Below are 20,669 nucleotides of genomic sequence, written 5' to 3'. Positions count from 1 at the left end.
TAATCTTTTTTATTTTTGGGGGCCAAAATGGCAAGTTCTAAGTTTTCCAACGATCTTTTGATCATTTACAAGATTTCTCAGTCTTTATTGAGGCACAAGAATGTCAATACTCTACTCAACGAGGTTTTAGATATCCTAGAAACTGAGATGGAAACAGAACGTGCCACTTTGACTTTATTTCACGTTAATGAAAATGCACTGATTATTGAGGCTTCAAAAGGCTTAAGCGCCCAAGAGAAAGCTCGTGGCCGATATTCCTTGGGTGAGGGTGTGACGGGTTTAGTGGGTCTTAATCGTCAAGCAATTGTCATACCAAATATTGCTGAAGAAGAAAGCTTTTTAGATAGAACGCGTGCGAGAAAACGCAATGATATCGGTTTTGTCTGTGTTCCCGTAATGCGCAATGATGAATTAATTGGCACGATTTCTGTGGATTTAGAAGCGACTCCGGATATTGACTGGGAGCGTAAAAAGCAACTTTTAGAGATTATTGCGAACTTACTTGCTGATGCCATTTTCCAGATCCGTGAAGGCATAGAAGAAAAAAATACTCTGAAGACAGAAAATAGCCGCTTACAAAAAGAATTGGGCAACCGTTATAATCCTAGTAATATGGTTGGTAACTCACGCGTTATGCAGAAAGTTTTTGAAAATATCAACCTCATGGGAAATAACCACGGATCAATTTTGATCATGGGTGAAAGTGGTGTTGGTAAAGAGTTGACTTCGCGTGCGATTCACTTTAGCGGTATCCGCAAGATGAGCACCTTCCTTTCCTTAAACTGTAGTGGTCTACCGATCAATATGGTTGAAAAAGAACTCTTTGGTGTTGAACGTGATGGTCGCTTGATTAAAGCTGGTATGCTTGAGAAAGCTCATGGTGGAACACTTTATATTGATGAGCTCACTGATACGTCAATGGAAATCCAGCATCAGTTAGAGGACTACTTACAAAATCAGACTTTTAAGAGAGTAGGTGGCACCGAGACTTTGAATTCCAATGTTCGTTTAATCGTTGGTACTTATAAAGATGTGGATGAAGCTATTGAAAGCGAAGAGATTTCTGAGAGCTTTTACTACCGTTTGAGCGTGAATACACTCGTGGTTCCACCACTTCGTGACCGCAAATCCGATATCACCCTTTTAGCCGATTACTTTTTAGACGAATTTAACCGTTCCTACGGTAAAAAAGTTGTTCGTATTTCAACACCGGCAATCAATATGATCATGGCCTACCACTGGCCTGGTAACGTTCTCGAATTAAAGAACTGTATTGAACGTGCAGTGCTTAGTACAGATGATGACGTAATTCACGGTTATAATTTACCACCCTCACTTCAAGCGGCTGGTTTAAATGAAGATGATCCCGATAATAATACGGTGACGGATTTACAGGCCTCATTAGAGACTTATGAAAGAGAGCTTTTAGTCGAAGCCCTAAAGCGTCATCGTGGTAATGCGGCCGCTGCAGCGCGTGCCTTAAATACGACACCTCGCGTCCTTAATTATAAGTTCAATAAGCTCAATATTAATCTCAAAGACTTTAAGAAGTCTTCGAGTAACCGTTTCTAATCAATGAAGGAACTGCGTGAGGGACTAAAAAAGTTCTTCTCCTTTGATACCTTCCTGGAAGGTCAAGATCAGGTAATAGAAAGAGTTTATCAGGGGGATGACATTTGTGTTGTCATGCCTACTGGTGCGGGTAAATCCCTTTGTTATCAGTTGCCGGCCTTAGTTAGACCCGGTTATACGGTGGTGATTTCTCCCTTGATTGCTTTGATGAAAGACCAAGTGGATGCGCTGAAAAATAAGGGTATTGTTGCCGAGTACATCAATAGTACCCAAAGCCAAAGCATGCAAAATGCCATTTTGATGCAAGCTCAACAGGGGATGATCAAATTACTTTATGTAGCGCCCGAAAGAATGCGTTCGCAAGCTTTTCGCGACTTGATTAGAGATTATCCTCCCGTAAGTCTAGTCGTCGATGAAGCTCACTGTATCTCGCAATGGGGGCACGATTTTCGTCCCGATTATACACGTTTAGGTGAAGCCGCTGAAAAACTGGGTATTAAACAAATTTGCGCCTTTACGGCGACGGCAACTCCGCGAGTTAGAGATGATATAAAGACACAATTGCGACGCCCGCAAATGGATGTGGTCGTCACCGGTTTTGCTCGTCCGAATTTGAGCTTGAGTATAGAAGATTGTTCAAAGAAAGATCAGAAATTAGAAAAGATCCGCGAGCACATGGAGGAACGCAAACCCACGATTATCTATTGCGCGACTCGCAAAGCTGTAGAAGAAGTGATGGATGGTTTATCGGTACGTGGTTATCATGGTGGGATGAGTGATAAAGATCGAAATGATGCGCAAGATTACTTTTTATATGACCCCAATCCCGTTTTAGCCGCGACTAATGCTTTTGGTATGGGCATTGACCGTGCAGATATTCGTCAGGTTATTCACTATAATTTCCCAGGAGCTATTGAAGCTTATTACCAAGAAGTTGGACGTGCAGGTCGCGATGGTGAACAATCGACTTGTGTTTTACTTTTTTCTTTTGCCGATCGCTACACACATGAATTTTTAATTGACCTCAATAATCCCGATGAATCCATTATAAAAAGTACTTGGGATACGCTGCGCAAGATGTGCCGTGATACGGGAGAAAACTATTTCGAGATGACCCTGAGTGAATTAGCTGAGGCTATTCCCAAAGCAAAAGGCGACCAACAACTTTCTGGCGTTATGAAAGAACTCGAGAAAAGTAATTATATTCGCCGTGGCTTTCGCCAAGAAAATACGGGTAAGATGGGCTTTGCTAAGAGTCGAGAAGAGCTTTTGGCTGACTTTCCAACGGCAAAAACACAGCGCGCTATCTTTATTCACCGCTTTATAGAACGCTATGGTGAAACGATTATGAATGGCGCGATGATCGATATTTCCTATTATCAAATGTGCTCGATCACCGGTTTAAAACCGGAACAAGTTAAGCGTGTGGTTAATGCCTTGAAAGGCGAGCAAATTCATTGGGAACCACCTTTTTCTGGTAGAAGTTTTGAAGTTTTATCACAAGAAGAACTAGAGATTGATTTCACTGGTTTACGCAAGAGACGTGAGTCGGAAATTGAACGCTTAGACGAAATGATTTCCTATGTTCACACTCGTGATTGCCGCCAGGATTACTTGATCAAATATTTTGGTGCAGATGATTCGACATGGCGTTGTGGGACTTGTGATCGTTGTCAACCATCTTCGGGAACGGGAGGTGAGTACCGCCGCTTAACTGAAGTCGAAACACGTCAAACTTTGCGTTTGATGGAAGCCGTCGATAACTTTAGTGGTTACTTGGGCTTATCTAAGATTGCGATGTTGGTAACGGGGAGTCGCGATGCCTCTATACTGGGGAGCCGACTTAAAGATTCCGATCATTATGGTTGCCTAGATATGCTTGATCAATCTCATGTCCGTGAACTTTTACAGAGCTTGGAAGGCAAGGGCTTAGTGAAAAGAACTAAAGACAAGTACCCCGTTCTCAAAGTGACGACCATGGGGCATGAGTTTATCGAAAGGCCTAAAGCACTTGAGCTTATGGTTCCCGGTAAAAAGCAAAGAATTAAACGTGAACCCTCTCGTGCCACAGCGGCACTTCAGCGCAAAAAGAAAGTGGAGGGTGGTGATCTGTATGAGGAAATGCGTCAATTACGCAATCAGCTTGCCAAGCGCGATGATGTGGAACCTTGGTTAGTTTTGAGCAATGCGGCACTAAAAGCCTTGGAAGATGAAAAGCCCAAAGATTTGGATGCTTTTAGAAAAATTAAGGGTGTGGGTGATTACCGTGCGGCTCGTTATGGAAAAGACTTTTTAGAGCTTATTGCTGGGAAATGATTTTGTTAAGTCACCTCGAGCACTAGATTAGCGCACAAATTAAAATGAGTAAATACATATGATTAAAATTGGTGACTACAATACTTTGCCCGTGGCACGCTTTGTGGACTTTGGAGCCTACTTGGGTAACATTGAAACAGTAGGCGAAGTCCTGCTTCCAAAACGCTATTTTCCGAAAGATTTAAAATTGGGTGACGAGATAGAAGTCTTTGTGTATACTGATTCTGAAGATAGAATAATTGCGACCACTGAAAAGCCCTTGGCGCGCATTGGCGAATGTGCTTTTCTGGAAGTCAAAGACGTTAATGATTTTGGAGCCTTTTTGGATTGGGGACTAAGTAAAGATCTTTTTGTTCCCTTTGCTCACCAGCCTTATAAGTTTAACCTTGGTCAAAAAGCTTTTGTTTACTTAAAATATGATGATGTGAGTCAGCGTGTGATTGGCACAGGTAAAGTGCGTAATCAACTGAAAAATGACGTGAGTCAACTAGAAGTTGGAGAAGCTTTCAAGGGAATTGTTTACGAAGAGCATGAATTGGGCTGGCGCATGGTTGTTGACCATAAATATCATGCCATGATCTTTAATAGTGATTTTACGGAGCAACCCGAAAAGGGAGACGTGCTCAACGTTTTCATTAAGGGAATACGCAATGATGGGAAACTGGATGTTACCTTATTTCCACCTCATTATGCAGTCCAAGATGATTTAGAATCTTTCATCATCAATCAGCTCAAAAATAATGACTCGTTTATGGCTTTGGATTCGAAATCTTCAGCTGAAATGGTTCAGGAAACTTTTGGCGTGAGTCGCAAAGTGTTTAAAAAAGCTTTGGGGGCTTTATACAAAAAGAAGTTGATTGATTTTGTTGATGGCGGTACAAAACTCAATTAAAAAATGAAGCTTCGTTTTGCAATATTGATATCCCTGATTGCGATAGTCGCAAGTTCATGGTTTTCCTTACAAAAACTTAGTTTAGATACCTCTGTCAATGCCATTATGGGGACAGACCATCGTAGTCGTGCGACTTATGAAAAGATGGATGAGGCCTTTAAAGAGCGCACAGTTGTTTTAGCCATATGTAAGATTGATGACCTCTTTTCTGATGCAGGGGTACGCAAACTTTATGCGATAAGTGAGAAGCTGAAGAATATGCCCGAACTCGTGGATATTCGCAGTTTAACTCATGCAGCTCGGCCCGTTAAACGAGGCAGTCATTTTGATATTCGCAAAAATATCCGCCTGGAAGTATTTCTGAATTTAGAGAAAAAAACTCCCGAGCAATGGGCCGAACTCAAAGATTTTATTTGTCATTATCCCATGACGCGCGATTTGATGATATCTGCCGATGGGCAATACACCATGGTTTTAGCTCGTCTTAAAAATAGTGAGATGAAACTCCAAGACAAAAAGCTTTTGTGGGATGAGTTACAATCAAATGTCAAAGAATTTGAAGATCAAGGCATTGCCATATCTTTTCTTAGTGAGCCGATACTCAGTGCAGAATTTTTTAATCTAACCAAGGATTTTGTCAGTCACACTTTATTGGCAGGCTTAGTACTGATCTTTATCATTATTCTCCTGAGTTTTAAGTCATTAAAAATATTGGCGTGGATGCTTGCTCTGGAGTTACTTGGAGCGATGATTTGTCCGGTGATTTTTTATTTAAATAACTGCGATCTGAATGTTTATACTTGCATACTCATCCCCCTAGTTCTTTCCTTACAGCTCACATTTTTAGTGCATTTTTTTGCGGTTTATCAGCAGGTGCAAAAGAAATCAAAAAGACCATGGACCTATGCCTTGAGTCGAGTTTTTAGGCCGTCTTGCATTGCTTTGCTCACTTCGTTCATTGCCTTCGGAAGTTTATTATTGAGTGAAGTACAAGTTTTAAAAGTTTTGGGGCAGTTGGGGCTGCAGTACTTGTTGCTCGTATTTGTTTTGAGTTTTGCTCCTTTTTATTTTGTATCACGCAATGAAAAAAGTGATGAAGATGAGCATTCAGATTGGCAGGATAAAGAGAGCTCACATCATTTTTTATCTAAGCCGATCATCAAAGGAAAGTATTTTTTATACTTGGGAGCAACGCTTTTGTTTACGATTAGTTTCTTTCTCTTTTCAGATTTAGAGACGGATATGCGAGCGCGTGAGTTTTTAACCCCTAAAAGTGAAACGCGAGAATCCTTGGAGCTAGTGAACGATCATTTTGGAGGCTTAAATATTTTTCAGCTGAAAGTGGTGAGTAAGAATAAAGGGGGGATTCAAAAGTATGAGAATGTGAAATACCTACATGATTTAAGAAATCGCGCGATGAAGATGCCGGGGGTTCGCAATGCCTATACTTACTCGCAGTTTTATACGACAATTCATCAGCTATTTTTAGGAGATAGTTTATCTCACGGAAACGTGTTTCCGCCCGAGGAGGCATTATTTACCTACAACTTAATTCTCAATAGTCAGCGCTTTCCCTTTAGAGATGTTTTACAAAATGATGAACTGACAGAGAGTTTATTTATTTTGAGAACTGATGATGTGAGATCACATGAATTTATTCAAATTGCTGAGGAGTTTATCAAAATATCTAAACAGAATTTGCCTGATGGCTTAGAGATTGTTGTTCCTAATGGCTTACAATCTATTTTGAAATCAGATCAAGAAATTTTGGAGACGCAGCTCGATAGTTTAATGCTGAGTTTATTGAGTATGCTGGTGCTTTTACTTGTCTTATGGCGCAGTGGCAAGTACGCAGTTTACGCTTTTTTGACTGCAGCGAGTGCGCTGTGTAGCTTGATTTTAGTTATGTATATCGCCGATATTAAGCTTAATTCTATTACGGTGATGAGTGGCACAATCCTCTTGGGCATTGTCGTTGATGATGCGATTCATTTTTTATCTTATTATCGCCATTCAATTGAGCAGGGGCATTCAGCGCAATCATCTTTAGCCAATTGCTTTCAAACAAAATTGAAGCCGATGATTTGTACCTCATTAATCTTGAGTGTGTGCTTTGCTTTGTTTTGTTTTTCTCCTTACCCACCGATGCGCGAATTTGGTTTAAGTGGGGCCTTGACCTTGCTGTGTGGGCTTGTTGCGAGTTGTTTGTTCTTACCTGCATTATTGAGTTTGAAAGAAAAACTTTAGGGCATCCAAAACTCATTTTCGAAGCCATTTCGAGATAGTATTGCGGTGCCCGATAAACTACTGACGTGTCCATCTAAGTATGCTAAATTGGCCGAGTTGTTATGTCTAGCTACACTTCCTGTACCCAAATTATATAGTGTATTGGCGTTCAAATTACTCCATATCCACCGCTGTGTATTGGCACTATCAATGAGGAATAAGGTAGATGAGGCATGATTACTTTGAATAGTGAATAGGTCGTCATGTGAATTCCACGGTGTGTCAGTACCATCATCCGTATAACGACCAAAACGAAAGTTTAAAGCGTAGTTACTTTCCCATACGTTTGTGAATGGAGTTCCTTGGGGGCAGTGATAAGAGGTGTTGCTATTTTGAGGGTTATAGGGTAGATAATTAAGGTTTGATAGTGTAACAGGCCATTGAGTGCTTGATAAGCCGGAATCGAGGTCAGCCGGAGCAAGGTAGTCGTTGTCATGGGCATAAGTCAATGAAGCCATACTAATTTGCTTAAGGTTGTTTTTACATACGGTCGATTGAGCCTTTTTTCGAGCTTTCCCTAAGGCAGGTAGAAGTAGGCTAGCCAAAATGCCTATGATGGCAATGACGACTAATAGCTCTATGAGAGTGAATTTCTTTTTCATTAATATTCCTGGCTATCATTAAACATATTCAAGAAAACAGGAGTGCCCAAGAATAGTGACAAATAAAATTATAATGATGAATAATTTATTAAATGGAAAATAAAGCTTTTTGTTTATTAGAATTTAAGACGGAATTAAGGCGTCCAGAAATCACTTCGGTAATTTGTTTCTGGAAGTAAAGTTGACCCGGCAATTGACTCAATATGACCATCGAGATAGGAGATGTTGAGCTTATCTTTATGACGGGCAATCTTTGAGTCTGAAGCGAGAGTGAAAATATTATTAGAGTTTATTTCAGAACTTTGAAGTATGCGGTTGTTGTTGTAACCATCGAGAAGTAACATAGTGACTGAGGCATGGCTACTTTCAAGACTAGACAGGTAATTGTAGCTTAAAGGTGATGGGTCATAAGATCCAAGATTGTCTCCTCGGACAAGACGGAAATTCATGGCATAGTTATTGTGCCAGTTTTCGGAAATTGAAAGACCATTAGGGCAATGATAAACAGGGTTTTCAATATCCGTGTTAAACTCTACATAATTTTTTTCCGATAGTGTTCGATGCCATTGTAAGTTTGACGCTGAATTCGACTTATTGTCAGTTGGGGCATAACTTTCGTTGTCCATACTGTAGCTGAAAATAGCTAAAGTAATTTGTTTAATATTATTTTTACATGAAGCTGCTTGAGCCGCTTTTCGTGCTTGCCCTAGTGCTGGGAGTAGCATGCTAGCAAGTATACCTATAATGGCAACAACAACGAGTAGCTCTATGAGAGAAAATTTTTTTTTCATTATCTGCACCTGTTTTACTTAATATATTATAAACAGGTGCAGATAAGTAGAGGTGACAAGAATATTAAAAAAAAATACTTTTTAAAGAATGGGCTTAAGTTCCTTGCCATTTTTATCTGTGGGGAATAAAGCACCTTCTGCTTTGAGTTGAGCATTCATCGCTTTGATTAAAGCACCAGCTTTTTCAGGGTTCTTTTGGGCGAGGTTATTGGTCTCGTAAGGATCCTCTTTCAAATGATAAAGCTCAATATTAGCTTTGCCGTTTTTGGGATTGTAATGATAGATGATTTTCCAATCTTGCGTGCGATAAGTCGTGTAATAACTACTGCGGTGTTCGTGAGGGAAATGCATGAGGAAAGTTTTTGGGTGAGCTGAGTCTTTTTGACCGGTCATGAGTTTTTTGAGAGATTTGCCATCGACGATATGGCTGTCTGGACTTGTGATATTCGCAAGTTCGAGAACAGTGGGGTAGATATCCATAATAGTTGCTATTTGTGTTTGGATGGCGTTTTGCGCAATGGGTAAAGATTTTTGGAATTTGTTCTCAGGGTTTACTTTTGCCCAAGCCGCTATAAATGGGATGCGCATGCCTCCTTCATAGTGTGTGCCTTTCTTTCCTTTAAGGGGGGCTGCACAAATGGTTTCATGCGTACCGCCAAGGGGAGCATCGGAACCATTATCTCCTAAGAAAATGATCAGAGTATCTTCCGCAATGTTTAAATCATTAAGTTTTGTCATGACATCGCCGAGGGATTTATCCATGCCTTCCACGAGAGTTGCAAAAGCTTGAGCATTTTTAGCTTTTCCACTATTCTTATAATTTTCAGCATAGCGAGGGTCTGAATTGAAAGGACTGTGGAGAGCGTAGTGAGACATGTGGAGGAAAAAGGGTTTTTTATCCTGTACTGATTTTTCAATTAAGGGAAGTGTTTCAAGCGTGAGTGCTTCAGTTAAAAAAGTTCCAGAGTCATAATATTTTTCTAAGTGAGGCACATTATGAGTTACAGGTTTTTTGCCATTTTTATATTTTGGGTGATTACCGTAGTGATCTTCTGAGTAATAGCTTTTTGGACGCCCCCAGCAAGCACCTCCGACATTGTATTGGAAACCAATCTTGAGTGGATCGTTGGCTGCTGCTTGTTTATTGCCAAAATGCGCTTTGCCAATATGGATAGTTGTGTAGCCCGCATCTGCAAATACTTTTGGTAAAACGGGAGAGCCAGGTTCGATACCAGTCCAATTCCAGCCTTGGGGACCAAAGTTTCCGCGGTTATTGCGTGAGGGATTAATCCAGGTAGTTGTATGATGGCGAGTGGCATTTTGTCCACTTATGATTGATGCGCGACTAGGTGAGCAAACACTTTGAGCGCAAAATTGATTAAAGCGGATTCCCTGACTAGCTAATTTTTCCATTGCGGGGGTTCGAAAAAACTTGTTGAGTTCTTGGATTTGTGGTGTTCCCTGTGAGTCAGTAATAAAGGGGACCGATGTGTCCATCATCCCCATGTCATCGACGAGGAAAATAATGACGTTGGGCCTATCCACAGCATGGCAAAATAAAGAAAGAATGGAAAGAGTAATAAAGCTAAGTTGTTTCAAAATGGGACTCCGATATTTTTTTTATAAATTATATACTAGACTGAAAATGAAAATCTTTACACTTGAAAGGATTTAATTCGTGTTTTAGCTAATTTAATTTAATTTAATTTAATTTAATTTAATTTAATTTAATTAAACCATGAGACTTTAAGATTTCATGGAAGAGAGGAGATACTTCTTGGTGAATAGCCTTGTTGGCGTAAGCAATCCAATTGACAGGAGAATGGGTATCCATAGGGGCATTTAAGGGATTCTCATCAATATCAGTAATGATGATTCCAGCTTCTTCGGCAATTAATAGCGCCGCCATATCATAGGGATGACAAATATGTCCTTTTCTTAAATGTTTCATACTCTTGTAAAGCGCAGGGCGGACATCTGCAATGAAGCGATCTTTTCCCATGAGTATTTCGTAGAGTTGACCTCCCGTTGAGATATACTGATCTTCGAAGTTGAGGATCTCGCCATCTTTTGCATCTGGATATAGGCCTGAGATCAGTTCCTCTTCAATTTGGGCGAGTTCAGTTCGACCAGGTGAAAAAAATCTTGCGATTTGCGCAAAACCACCCCGCAGGTGATTTTCAGTGGAAGGAGAAATTGTGAAAGGAGTTTTTTCATTGCTTAATAAATTTTTGCGATAAGCGCAAATACCTTCACTTTTGATGGCACTTAAACTATCGGCATAAATCATTTTGCTCGTGGGGATTTCCACCATGACTGCAGTTTTGATATCTCCTAAGCAAGTCTGTGGGCCTAGGTTTTTTGCGGCACCGGCAAGGAAGAAAGCAGAACGTTTATCATACATGAGGCCGCGCGTTCCATCGATGGGATCCATAATGATGCGAAGTGCGCAATCTTGATGACTGCGCTTATTGGGATATGAACTAATTTCATCGGTCCCAATACCCTCAGCAATTAAAACTATCCCACCAAATCGTTCGGCATGTTCTTCCAAAAACTCGACAATTACTTGTTCTGCATAATGATCAATTTGGTAAATAGTATCACTATTTGAAACCGTGTGGACACGACTGAGGTGCTGTGAATTAGTGGTGCATATTTTTGTGTGTGCATGGATGGCAATCGCTTCTCCAAGTTGAAGTAAAAATTTGTTAATTTCGGGCCAGTTCATGTGTAGTCTATAGGTAATTTACTTATTAATTTATAAAGATAGACCTATGGTCAGAATATACTAATGACAAGAACTGTAGCCTAGTATAGAATCAAAGGTTTGAGTGTAAATCTTATTTTGTCTTTAAAGACGACTTATATGAGTTATGAACTCTTGATATAAGAAATTAAAAATCTCAGCTAAAGTTTATTTAGTTTTTTTTATGAGTAGAAAAAAAACTCATAAAAATTCTAAATCCCAGTCATATCTCATCATGCGGTGTGTTATTTAGAAGAAAGTTGGCAATAAAAATAATATTGCTGTCAACTTTTTCTCTTAGATAGACATTAGATACTAAATGATGCTGTGGAACACGATTTCACGGTAATGCTGATTGATGATTAATAAGGTGTGATAATGATTGATAGACGTGATTTACTTAAACTTTCAGCCATGGGTATGGCGTTACCTAGCCAGATGTTGGCAGCCACTAAGAGTTATGGCCCAAGAGTTAAATTAAAGAAAAATGTAGTTTTAGTCTGCCTCGATTTAGGTTTATATGCAGGAAATCATAGAGAAGGTGGTGCGTCATGTAAATACATGACCCAATATTTTTCTGAGTTTAAAAATGATATGACCTTTTTACAGGGAATCTCGCAGCCAGGACTCGGTGGAGGTCATGAAGTGGAAGAGGGGACTTTTACTGGTTTAGCTTATAAAGATAGAAGTCATTATCCGGAGCGTCAGTACATTAGTCTAGATCAGCGCCTAGCCATGGGGTCAGTTCAAGAAACACGAAATAAACTCTTATATCATCAAGTCAATAAGGGCAAATTTGTCTCTTGGAATCAATTTGCTCAACCCATGCCCGCGACTCAAGGTTTGAATGCCTTTCACGAACAAATTTTTGGGGAAACTGATTTAAATAAACAAAAAGCTTACATAAAAAGAGAACGAGATATCCTTGAATCTCTAGCGCGTAATCTACGTCGCTACAGTAAGGGTAGACCGCAAGATGCAGACTTGAAAGCTTCAGTTGCTTATCAGATTGAAGTCCTCAATGAACGAGAAAAATGGTTGAAGGTTAAAAAACCTTATCTTAAAAAACAATTTTCTGAATCGGCAGAACAATCTCCTTTACCCAATTGTCATCATAATTACCGCTTGGTTTATGAAGCGCTAAAACATCAGCAATCTAAGATTGCTGTTTTGCAATTTGGTGGAGGCTTAACTCGTAACCTTCCGGGAATCACTCATGGCTACCATACTTTGAGTCATCATGGTGGTTATCCTGAAAGAATATATGAACTGGAAGTTATAGATGACAAAATATTAGGTGGTTTAAGAACTTTTATCAGAGATTTAAAAGAAGGTGACCTATTAGAAGATACCATCGTTCTATTTCACTGTGGTATGGCGGATGCCAGTAAACACACGAATAAAAATGGAGCAGCCTTCTTATTTGGTGGTGGTTTTAAACATAAGAATCATTTGCAGTGTGCTGAAGGGAAAGACGTCAAAATCACTAGTTCGCAATTGTTTTCTAGTGTTCTCAAACAGTCTGGTTTTAGAGATCTCACTTTTAATGGCAATACTGCTGTAATTCCAGAACTTTTTGGAGCTTAAAATGAGCGAAGAAGATATGGCACAAAATGAAGAGAACCTCATTCAAATGACTGCAGAGGATAAGGAACTCCTTAGACTTAAACTTGCAGAACTAGAGATTTTAGAAGATAAAGTCGCCAAAGGCGAATTATCAGAAGAAAATGCCTCAGGCCTAATGAGTCAGGTCTTGGATGAATTAAACCAAATTGAAGAACGTGTACTGAGTCAAAATGCGGTTTCAGCAGAAGAAGTCGTCGAGCTTGTCAAAGAACCCTTAGAAGTTGAAGAAATTGAAAGCATGCTCTGTGACAGTGGTAAAGTAGCCGAAGTAAAAGAGGAAGTTCCTGCTTCAAAAAGCTCTGAAGCGAATGAACTAGAAGGTTTAAAAGTTGTGAAATCTAGTCAAAACTTAAAGCCTTGGGATGATAAGCTTAAAAAAGAAAAATCAGAAGTTAAAATAAGCTTAAATGAAGACCTTAAGCCTATGTCTGAAAAATCAGATCTAGGGACTGAAGCATTAGCAGAGAACCACGGTGAAGCTAGAAAATTAGAAACGAAGCCCACAAAAAATAAGTCAGTCAATAAATCTAATTCAAAAAGTAAAGTTAAGACTGATGTAAAAAGAAAAAGTTCTAAAGCAGGTGCGAGGAAGAAAAAACTTAAAGTACCAACTAAAATCCCTCGAGCACAGCAAAAGAAAAAAATACCTGTTGGCTTAATTATTTTCATCGCCATTATTGGCGCAATAGGCTACAATTTTAAGCCTATTATGGAGTACGTTCAAAAACAACGTGATGAACTGGCAGAGCGCAATAGGCCGAAGCCAAAAGCAAAGCCAAAACCGAAGCCAAAAGCAAAGCCAAAAGCAAAGCCAAAGCCAAAAGTGGAAGTTAAGATAGAAGAAGAGCCTGAGGAAGTTGTCGAAGTAGTTGAAAACCTTTTTACGGGTGAATTAAAGCATTACAGCTTTAATCAGATCTTAAAAGATAAGTGTATTTCTTGTCATGGTGAAAAAGGTAAAGAAATTGAAGGTGACTTCAACATAGTAGCTTTAATGAATTCTAAATCATTAAATACTCGTGCGTGGGCAAAAGTTTATCGCAGTGTTAATAAAGGAGAAATGCCTCCGCAAGATGACCTTGATGCTAAAGAACTTGAAGAAGAAGAAAAAGAACTCGTCTTAAGTTCTATCAAACTTTTGCATGAAGGACTTAAGATAACTAACAATACTCGCGTACTTACACCATTTGAAATACAGAATACCATGGTGGACCTATTTGACTTTGATATGGGAAGTTATAATCCTTTTGACTCTCTACACACAGCTTATTCAAATAAAGAGTTTTATACCCATCAAAGGAAGGTTTTAAGTCCTTATTACTTAGCTCAGTATTATCATATTATGTATGATGTACTAAAAAGTTTTGTCGGCTTAAAACCTCAGGTAGAAAAACTTAATCTGAAACCGACCCTCAGTAGAAATGTCCATACATCCGTTAATGGGAAAAACTATTTAGATCTGCGTTGGAATTGGCAAAATAGAATAGATTTAGTGACTTATAAACATTTAGATGAAAAGAAAGTTACGGCTAAACAATCAAGGAAAGTCACAGCTGACGAAAATACAGCAGTGCAAGCCTTGATGTTGAAAAACAGTTTACCTCCGGGAACTTATACTTTGAGATTTCATGGTGAAGCGCTGAATATGGACTTATCAAAAGTCACTGAGAAAAAGTATGGTGAAAGTTTAGTTGATACCTTCAAGGAGTGGAAAGAGCGCATTGGTGAAAATACTTACGGCTTACCAATTAAGTTTTTTATTGCACCTCCTGGCGTGGGTGATGCTTATGCAAGTACGCAATATTTAGAAACAATTGAAGTTGCATCAGCAGGTGAATATGCTCTTGAGTTTACGCTTAAACGTCGTGCGGCTATTGGCTTCACTTTAGATGTGGATTACCCTAATGAAGCTAGTTTAGCAAGGGATTTAGCTTATCATAAATATGGTGAAGAGGCCGATCAAAAAGCTAGAGAAGAAATGGGACAGAAGTATTTTCGCACAATTAAGTATGACTTCCCCATGGTGCGTTTAAAACGAGTCAGTATCGAAGGACCATATGATGTTCAGGTGCACCCACTTTCATTTGACGAAGAACAGCGTAAAAAACATATAGGTGTTTCTCAAGTCGGAGACAAATTTAAGATTTTGCACAAATTGGCCGGTCTAAAGAATAATATAATCTATCAATATATGTTTAAGGACTTCCAAGTCGATAAGCTCGAATATGAGGATGCGTATAGAAATGCAATGATGATGTTCTTTTTATCACCGCAGTTTTTAGTTGTCGATAATACACCAAAGACGAAAGAGGAGTTAGTTCGTTTTAGTTCATATGCTTTATTGAAAAGTCCTCCGAATGAAGAGTATGTAAAAGTTTACGATCAGGCAAAAAAGACACGTAACCCACAACTTTTGAGTGATCACCTTAGAAAGCATCACCATTTCCGCCGTTTTATTACCCCCTTTACTTATCAGTGGTTAAAACTTGGCGAGATCAAAAATAACTTGCCTGATGAAGAAGCTTTTAGTACATATTATGCCAAGAACTTTGAGAATGCTTATAGAATTGAGGCAGAGTTATTTGTTCAAAAATTATTTAAAGATAATCGTCCGATTAAAGATTTAGTTTTAGCTGATTACGCCATGCTTAATCCAGATTTAGAAGATTTTTATAATGGCGTAGGTTGGGCGAAGCTTCGTGGTCGGGACAAACCTCCAGTAGTGTCTGAATCAGATTTCTCCATGAAAAAAATTAGTGATGAAAACCGCGGTGGTATTTTAAGTATGGGAGCCTTTTTGACAACGACAGGAAATGGTGTGGATCCCCTCCCTTTGAAAAGAGCTGCTTGGATATCTGAAAATATATTAGATTCACCTTTGCCGACACCTCCTGATGTAGATGTTGAACAATTTGAGGCGGATCATAATGCAAAAACTCTCAGAGAGCGTTTGGCTGTTCATGCACAAAACCCTGCGTGTAATAGTTGTCACAAGCGTATGGATTCACTGGCGATAATTATGGATCGTTTTGATTCAATTGGTGGTGAAAACAATCACTATGTAAATGATCCAGTAAAAATCAATGGGCAAAAGATTTCTAGCTTTGTGGAATTAAAGCAGTATTTGTCAAAATATGAAGCTGCAACTGCACGTGCTTTTAGTAAAAAATTGATTGCTTATATCTACGGTCGTGAAACAGGTGTTCAAGATGAGTCCAAGTTGGATGCAATACTTACTGAGTGTAAGGATGAGGGCTATAGAGTCGGTGATTTGTACACCGCGATTATCCGTCAGTACATTCTTTAGAATTTACAGAGAGTAGGGAATACTTTTTCCAAGTTTTATCGCAAGTTCTGAAGTGATGCAGGTGTAGACATAGATTTCTACACCTGCTTTTTGCGCTTTTCGCAAAGCTTTGCCGTATTCAGGATCAACGTGATCGGCAGGGCTAAAACTTTGGGGTTCATCGGACATGACAAGATAGAGCATGGCGGCACGGTCTCCTTGCTTTTTGATCTCCATCAGTTCATTTAAATGTTTGAGTCCTCTGGTCGTAACCGCGTCGGGGAAACAGCATTTTTCACCCTCTATATAACTGACGGATTTGACTTCGATAAAACATTTTTGATCTTTGTTTTCGACTAAAAAATCGATGCGAGATTGGCCGATTTTAAATTCGGGTCGCACTTTGGGGAAGTCGCTAAACTCAGCGATTGATTGATTTATCAAAGCTTCTTTGACCACTTGATTAGCGCGGCTCGTGTTAATGCAAACCCAATGACTCCCCGTATGAATGTATTCCCAAGTGTACTTGAGTTTTCTTTTTGGGTCATCGACAAATCTAATCAGGACATCTGACCCAGGTGTGCAACAAGTCGTCATTCGTCCTGAGTTGGCACAATGAGCACGAACAATGTCGCCATTTTCGAGTTCGATTTCAGAGAGGAAACGATTCCATCGACGAATGAGTTTTCCCGCAATCAAAGGGGATTCAAAGTTCATCTTTGCGAATGAAAAACAATAAATTGACGTTGGCCAGCATCATTAGGTAAAGTGAAAATAGGGCTAAGTTCTATGTCGAATTTATATTTCTTGGCTTCACGTAAAGTGAGTTTTTCTTCTTTCTTAATTGCCTCAGGAGTTTTGTAGAGCAGGATGCGACCTTTTGGTTTAAGAAATTGACGACATTCTTTAATGAGTTTGTCAGCAGTAGCAACCGCACGAGCCGTTACAATATCATACTGAGCTTTATGTTCTTCCTTAATGGCGAGTTCGCGGCCTCTAGCATGGATGGTTTTTAGATTGTCGAGTCCGAGTTCACTTGCGGCTTGAGCTACACATTTGACTTTAGTTCCTTCAGAATCTAAACCAGTAATATTCAAGTTTGGATTATAGGCTGAAAGTGGAATACAAGGGAAACCGCCGCCACAACCGAGGTCGAGTATTTTGAGACTCTCTGTCGCCAGTTCTGGGTAGAAGGCGACGGAACAGATACTATCAATTAAATGACGAATCTTAAAGTCTTCGGGAGAAGTAATTCTAGTGAGGTTATGGGTCTCATTAATAGCTGTGACAACTTGGTAGATTTCTTCAGCTTTTGCTGAAAAACCATCGGGTAACTTGACTTTAAGCTCCTGTAAGGGAGCATCGCTTTCTTGTAGGTTGATCATGCGCTGAGAGGTATGATGACAAGAATAATTGCGGTAAGCGCAAAAGCTGATGGCAGTAATTTGCGCCATTTTTCTTCAGCTTGGCATTTTTCTAAGGCTTTGCGAAACATCCATGGATGACCGACTAAAAACATTCCCGTAATTATAGCGACATATCCTGCGAAAGAGGCGAGCAAGCGGGCACTGGGGTCCGCGGCAAAAAGTTGGTTTAGGTATTGCGTACTTAGCAAACATAAGGCAAAACCCAGGCCACGAGTAAAGAGGTAATCCATGAATAAACAGGAGGCAATGGCCAAAGCTGGAACTGCGTAGGGAAGGATGCGGGCAATAGAAGTGAAATCTTCTTTTAAAAGTGTATAACCTTGGAGGCCTGCCCAAGCAAATGATGCGAGTGTTAAAACACTTCCGATAATACGTTCGCGGGGCATGCGTTTAGTTTTTTCATTTTTAGCACAAAAAAGTACGATGCCGGGTGCAATCAAGCAGAGAGCCATAAGTAGTGCAGTGATTTGCAGAGTCATTAAGTTTTCCTAGGTGATTTAGTAGCCACAATTTGCCCACATCAGTCTAAAAGACAAGTGAAAAATAAGAGATTCAGGATACATTGACGCTTTTATATAGCAAGTGCGATACAAAACGAGGAAGCAAATGACTACAGTAGCCGTAATTCCAGCACGATTCGGAAGTACACGTTTTCCAGGTAAACCTCTGGCCTTGATTGCAGGGCGCCCAATGATTCAGTGGACTTATGAAAAAGCGGCAGCATCCAAGCTTGATCGTGTTATAGTCGCCACAGATGACGAGAAAATTTTTAATTGTGTCAAAGAATTCGGCGGTGAAGTGGTGATGACTCGTAGTGATCATCCCACGGGGACAGATAGAATTGCAGAAGCTATAAAAGATATAGAATGTGATCTAATCATCAATTTACAGGGAGATGAACCTCTTTTACCAACAGCGGTTATTGATGAATTAGTAGAGCGTATGAAGAACTCGCCAGAAGTCAACATGGGTACTGTGGCTGTAAAGAAGTCTTTTGATGGTGAAGAATATACAAATCCGAATAATGTTAAAGTAGTTTTGGATAAGAATCAGCAAGCACTTTATTTTTCACGCTGCTCAATTCCTTTCAGTCGAAATACACCAGATCAAGATGCGAGTATTTACCTTCACTGGGGGATTTATGCTTATCGTCGTCAATTACTTTTTGACTTCATAACTTGGCCTCAAGGAACATTAGAAAAAATTGAATCACTTGAACAATTACGTGTTTTGGAACATGGTGAGAAAATACTTGTTGCAATAAGTGACCAAGAAAGTGTGGGGGTTGATGCTCCAGAAGATATTGCTAAAGTAGAAAAACTACTAAAGGAAGAAGTCTAATGAGATTTTTTTGTGTCTTGATGTTTATCATATTTTGTGCACATGCAGAAACGCAGTTAAAAATTAAGAATGCGCGTTACTCTGACATAGATGATACGGGCTTTAAGAAAATGGACTTAATTGCTGATGAAGCACGCCTCTTTGGTCAGGATATTAAACTGATAAATTACACCTTAAATATATACCAGAAGAAAGGGACTCCAGTATTAGTGAAAAGTCCGATGTGTTTTTATGATCAATCAACACAAAAAATTAAGTCCACAGAAAAAGTCAAAATCATTTTCAATGAAGGAAAAATTGATGGTGTCGGTTACGACGTTGCCGTAAATGAGCAGAATATTCGTATTCGTAGCCAAGTGAAAGCAGTTTTTAAAGTAAGTAAAGAAGAGAAAAAGAAATGAAACAATTTTTATTGATTTTATGTTTCGGTTTAGTGCTTCAAGCGCAAGAACTGAGTTTAGGTGAACCCTTAAAAACTAGTGAGCCTGAGCCTACAGAGCAGGAAGTTGAAAAGGCCAAAGAAACGGAAGAGAGCTCAGAAACTAAAACTGAAAAGGCTGATACTGAAAAATCATCAGACACTGAAGCTAAAAAAGATGAAGAAAAGAAAGTAGAGAAGAAAAAGGTTCCTTTGCGTATTAAATCTGAATCATCGAGTTATAACGGAAAAAAAGGCTTGGCCATTTTTAAGCGTAACGTCGTTGTAGAAGATGGTGATTTTTACTTAGAATGTGATGAAATGCACGTTTTTTATAGTAAGGCGACTAAAACAAAAAAAGGTGGGATAGAAAAAATTGTTGCAATCGACAATGTAAAAATTCGTCAATCTCCCAATACGGCAACTTCTGACAAGGCCGTTTACTTACTGACTGACCAAACGATTACCCTAACGGGCAATCCAGTTTTGATCGGTGAGGATGGCCAAAAAATGAAATCAGATCATTTCATTATTCACCGCGAAACTGAAACAATTGAATCTGGTCCTGTTACTATCGAGAGTGACGCTAGCTTAGAGAAGGCGAAGTAGTGGAATACATTATTAAAGCCGAAGGGCTCGTTAAAGAATATAAAAAGAAACGTGTGGTTAAAGGGGTTTCCTTTAACGTTGAAAAGGGTCAGATCGTTGGTTTACTTGGTCCTAATGGCGCCGGCAAAACGACTTCTTTTTACATGGTTGTGGGACTCGTTCGTCCAGAAGAAGGCAAAGTGCTTTTTAATGGCGAGAACGTGACCAAACTTCCCATGTACAAACGTGCTCGTATGGGCATGGGTTACCTAGCGCAAGAGCCGTCAGTTTTTAGACGTTTGACCGTGAAAGATAATATCATGGCAATCCTGGAAATGCTCAAATTAGATAAGGCTGAACGCCTTAAACGCATGCATAATTTAATTGATGAACTTGGCCTCGAAAAAGTGGCAGATCAAGCGGCAGTAACCCTGTCTGGTGGAGAACGCCGTCGTTTGGAAATTGCTCGTGCACTCGTAACTAACCCGAGCTTCTTGATGTTGGACGAACCTTTTGCAGGGGTCGATCCGATTGCTGTTAGTGAAGTACAAAAAATTATTCGCCGCCTTAAAGATCGCGGTATCTCGATTCTTATTACGGACCACTCAGTTCGTGACATGCTTTCTATTGTAGATTATGGCTACATCATGAACAAGGGGGAGCTTCTGTGTGAAGGCACAAGTGATTTCTTGGTGAACGATAAGAATGCTCGTGAAATCTACTTGGGTTCTGAATTCGAAATTTAATCTCGAATTTCTATTAAATACTCAATAGG

Annotated in this window: 17 protein-coding genes; 10 read left to right on the top strand and 7 right to left on the bottom strand. The window is 39.6% G+C overall.

Annotated features, from left to right (window positions below; genetic code table 11):
- The first annotated feature begins 27 nt into the window (after positions 1-27).
- Genes PQO01_RS17035 through PQO01_RS17020 form a run of 4 tightly spaced genes read left to right on the top strand, consistent with a single transcriptional unit; the run spans position 28 to position 7,027 of the window.
- A complete protein-coding gene (locus tag PQO01_RS17035; protein ID WP_274315343.1) occupies positions 28-1,572 on the top strand; it encodes a sigma 54-interacting transcriptional regulator in 1,545 nt (514 codons plus the stop codon).
- A 3-nt stretch (positions 1,573-1,575) separates the two neighbouring features.
- Complete coding sequence (locus PQO01_RS17030; RefSeq protein ID WP_274315342.1) at positions 1,576-3,888, top strand: RecQ family ATP-dependent DNA helicase; 2,313 nt, start codon at positions 1,576-1,578, stop codon at positions 3,886-3,888.
- Between the two features lie 58 nt (positions 3,889-3,946).
- Positions 3,947-4,780 carry a CvfB family protein gene (locus tag PQO01_RS17025; RefSeq protein WP_274315340.1) on the top strand — a complete coding sequence of 278 codons (834 nt, stop codon included), beginning with the start codon at positions 3,947-3,949 and terminating at the stop codon, positions 4,778-4,780.
- Positions 4,781-4,783: 3 nt separating this feature from the next.
- The gene (locus PQO01_RS17020; RefSeq protein ID WP_274315339.1) at positions 4,784-7,027 is read left to right on the top strand and encodes an efflux RND transporter permease subunit; all 2,244 of its coding nucleotides are present in this window, start codon (positions 4,784-4,786) and stop codon (positions 7,025-7,027) included.
- Here the strand turns inward: PQO01_RS17020 and PQO01_RS17015 are convergent.
- From PQO01_RS17015 to PQO01_RS17000, 4 genes are all read right to left on the bottom strand, one after another.
- Positions 7,024-7,668 carry a prepilin-type N-terminal cleavage/methylation domain-containing protein gene (locus tag PQO01_RS17015; RefSeq protein ID WP_274315337.1) on the bottom strand — a complete coding sequence of 215 codons (645 nt, stop codon included), beginning with the start codon at positions 7,666-7,668 and terminating at the stop codon, positions 7,024-7,026. The two genes, PQO01_RS17020 and PQO01_RS17015, sit on opposite strands and share 4 nt — an antisense overlap.
- Positions 7,669-7,802: 134 nt before the next feature.
- Positions 7,803-8,459, bottom strand: coding sequence for a type II secretion system protein (locus PQO01_RS17010; RefSeq protein ID WP_274315335.1), 657 nt, complete (start codon positions 8,457-8,459; stop codon positions 7,803-7,805).
- Positions 8,460-8,540: 81 nt separating this feature from the next.
- Positions 8,541-10,058, bottom strand: a complete 1,518-nt coding sequence (locus PQO01_RS17005; protein ID WP_274315334.1) for a sulfatase — start codon at positions 10,056-10,058, stop codon at positions 8,541-8,543.
- A gap of 118 nt (positions 10,059-10,176) precedes the next feature.
- Positions 10,177-11,190 carry an inositol monophosphatase family protein gene (locus PQO01_RS17000; RefSeq protein ID WP_274315332.1) on the bottom strand — a complete coding sequence of 338 codons (1,014 nt, stop codon included), beginning with the start codon at positions 11,188-11,190 and terminating at the stop codon, positions 10,177-10,179.
- Positions 11,191-11,586: 396 nt separating this feature from the next.
- Here PQO01_RS17000 and PQO01_RS16995 point away from each other — a divergent pair, with 396 nt between their 5' ends.
- A complete protein-coding gene (locus tag PQO01_RS16995; protein ID WP_274315330.1) occupies positions 11,587-12,795 on the top strand; it encodes a DUF1552 domain-containing protein in 1,209 nt (402 codons plus the stop codon).
- Between the two features lies 1 nt (position 12,796).
- Complete coding sequence (locus PQO01_RS16990) at positions 12,797-16,141, top strand: DUF1588 domain-containing protein (RefSeq protein ID WP_274315328.1); 3,345 nt, start codon at positions 12,797-12,799, stop codon at positions 16,139-16,141.
- 3 nt (positions 16,142-16,144) lie between these two features.
- On the opposite strand, the gene sfsA is transcribed toward PQO01_RS16990, so the two are convergent.
- Genes sfsA through PQO01_RS16975 form a run of 3 tightly spaced genes read right to left on the bottom strand, consistent with a single transcriptional unit; the run spans position 16,145 to position 18,026 of the window.
- Positions 16,145-16,837 (bottom strand): DNA/RNA nuclease SfsA, encoded by a 693-nt coding sequence (sfsA, locus tag PQO01_RS16985; protein ID WP_274315326.1) that lies wholly within the window; start codon positions 16,835-16,837, stop codon positions 16,145-16,147.
- Positions 16,834-17,574, bottom strand: coding sequence for a 16S rRNA (guanine(527)-N(7))-methyltransferase RsmG (rsmG, locus tag PQO01_RS16980; RefSeq protein ID WP_274315324.1), 741 nt, complete (start codon positions 17,572-17,574; stop codon positions 16,834-16,836). Before rsmG ends, sfsA begins: the two co-directional genes overlap by 4 nt.
- Positions 17,502-18,026, bottom strand: coding sequence for a hypothetical protein (locus PQO01_RS16975; RefSeq protein WP_274315322.1), 525 nt, complete (start codon positions 18,024-18,026; stop codon positions 17,502-17,504). The genes rsmG and PQO01_RS16975 overlap by 73 nt, the downstream gene beginning before the upstream one ends.
- A 127-nt stretch (positions 18,027-18,153) precedes the next feature.
- On the opposite strand from PQO01_RS16975, the gene kdsB reads away from it, so the two are divergent.
- From kdsB to lptB, 4 genes are read left to right on the top strand one after another with little or no spacing between them, the layout of a single operon-like run.
- Positions 18,154-18,888, top strand: a complete 735-nt coding sequence (gene kdsB / locus PQO01_RS16970; RefSeq protein ID WP_274315320.1) for a 3-deoxy-manno-octulosonate cytidylyltransferase — start codon at positions 18,154-18,156, stop codon at positions 18,886-18,888.
- Positions 18,888-19,289, top strand: a complete 402-nt coding sequence (lptC, locus tag PQO01_RS16965; protein ID WP_274315319.1) for an LPS export ABC transporter periplasmic protein LptC — start codon at positions 18,888-18,890, stop codon at positions 19,287-19,289. Before kdsB ends, lptC begins: the two co-directional genes overlap by 1 nt.
- On the top strand, positions 19,286-19,915 hold the full coding sequence (locus tag PQO01_RS16960; RefSeq protein WP_274315318.1) for an LptA/OstA family protein: 630 nt from the start codon (positions 19,286-19,288) through the stop codon (positions 19,913-19,915). Before lptC ends, PQO01_RS16960 begins: the two co-directional genes overlap by 4 nt.
- Positions 19,915-20,640, top strand: a complete 726-nt coding sequence (lptB, locus tag PQO01_RS16955) for an LPS export ABC transporter ATP-binding protein (protein WP_274315316.1) — start codon at positions 19,915-19,917, stop codon at positions 20,638-20,640. The genes PQO01_RS16960 and lptB overlap by 1 nt, the downstream gene beginning before the upstream one ends.
- The last annotated feature ends 29 nt before the right edge of the window (positions 20,641-20,669 follow it).

The organism is Lentisphaera marina (assembly GCF_028745505.1).
Taxonomy (GTDB): Bacteria; Verrucomicrobiota; Lentisphaeria; order Lentisphaerales; family Lentisphaeraceae; genus Lentisphaera; species Lentisphaera marina.
The sequence above is the reverse complement of the archived record's forward strand: the minus strand, read 5'-3'. Positions and strand labels throughout refer to the sequence as shown.

What these genes read in the sequence shown, in the direction of transcription:
- PQO01_RS17000 (WP_274315332.1), bottom strand. Translation starts at nt 11,190, where the DNA reads ATGAACTGGCCCGAAATTAACAAATTTTTACTTCAACTTGGAGAAGCG.
- PQO01_RS16990 (WP_274315328.1), top strand. Translation starts at nt 12,797, where the DNA reads ATGAGCGAAGAAGATATGGCACAAAATGAAGAGAACCTCATTCAAATG.
- PQO01_RS17035 (WP_274315343.1), top strand. Translation starts at nt 28, where the DNA reads ATGGCAAGTTCTAAGTTTTCCAACGATCTTTTGATCATTTACAAGATT.
- kdsB (WP_274315320.1), top strand. Translation starts at nt 18,154, where the DNA reads ATGACTACAGTAGCCGTAATTCCAGCACGATTCGGAAGTACACGTTTT.
- PQO01_RS17030 (WP_274315342.1), top strand. Translation starts at nt 1,576, where the DNA reads ATGAAGGAACTGCGTGAGGGACTAAAAAAGTTCTTCTCCTTTGATACC.
- PQO01_RS16975 (WP_274315322.1), bottom strand. Translation starts at nt 18,026, where the DNA reads ATGACTCTGCAAATCACTGCACTACTTATGGCTCTCTGCTTGATTGCA.
- sfsA (WP_274315326.1), bottom strand. Translation starts at nt 16,837, where the DNA reads ATGAACTTTGAATCCCCTTTGATTGCGGGAAAACTCATTCGTCGATGG.
- PQO01_RS17025 (WP_274315340.1), top strand. Translation starts at nt 3,947, where the DNA reads ATGATTAAAATTGGTGACTACAATACTTTGCCCGTGGCACGCTTTGTG.
- rsmG (WP_274315324.1), bottom strand. Translation starts at nt 17,574, where the DNA reads ATGGCGCAAATTACTGCCATCAGCTTTTGCGCTTACCGCAATTATTCT.
- lptC (WP_274315319.1), top strand. Translation starts at nt 18,888, where the DNA reads ATGAGATTTTTTTGTGTCTTGATGTTTATCATATTTTGTGCACATGCA.
- PQO01_RS16960 (WP_274315318.1), top strand. Translation starts at nt 19,286, where the DNA reads ATGAAACAATTTTTATTGATTTTATGTTTCGGTTTAGTGCTTCAAGCG.
- PQO01_RS16995 (WP_274315330.1), top strand. Translation starts at nt 11,587, where the DNA reads ATGATTGATAGACGTGATTTACTTAAACTTTCAGCCATGGGTATGGCG.
- PQO01_RS17010 (WP_274315335.1), bottom strand. Translation starts at nt 8,459, where the DNA reads ATGAAAAAAAAATTTTCTCTCATAGAGCTACTCGTTGTTGTTGCCATT.
- PQO01_RS17015 (WP_274315337.1), bottom strand. Translation starts at nt 7,668, where the DNA reads ATGAAAAAGAAATTCACTCTCATAGAGCTATTAGTCGTCATTGCCATC.
- PQO01_RS17020 (WP_274315339.1), top strand. Translation starts at nt 4,784, where the DNA reads ATGAAGCTTCGTTTTGCAATATTGATATCCCTGATTGCGATAGTCGCA.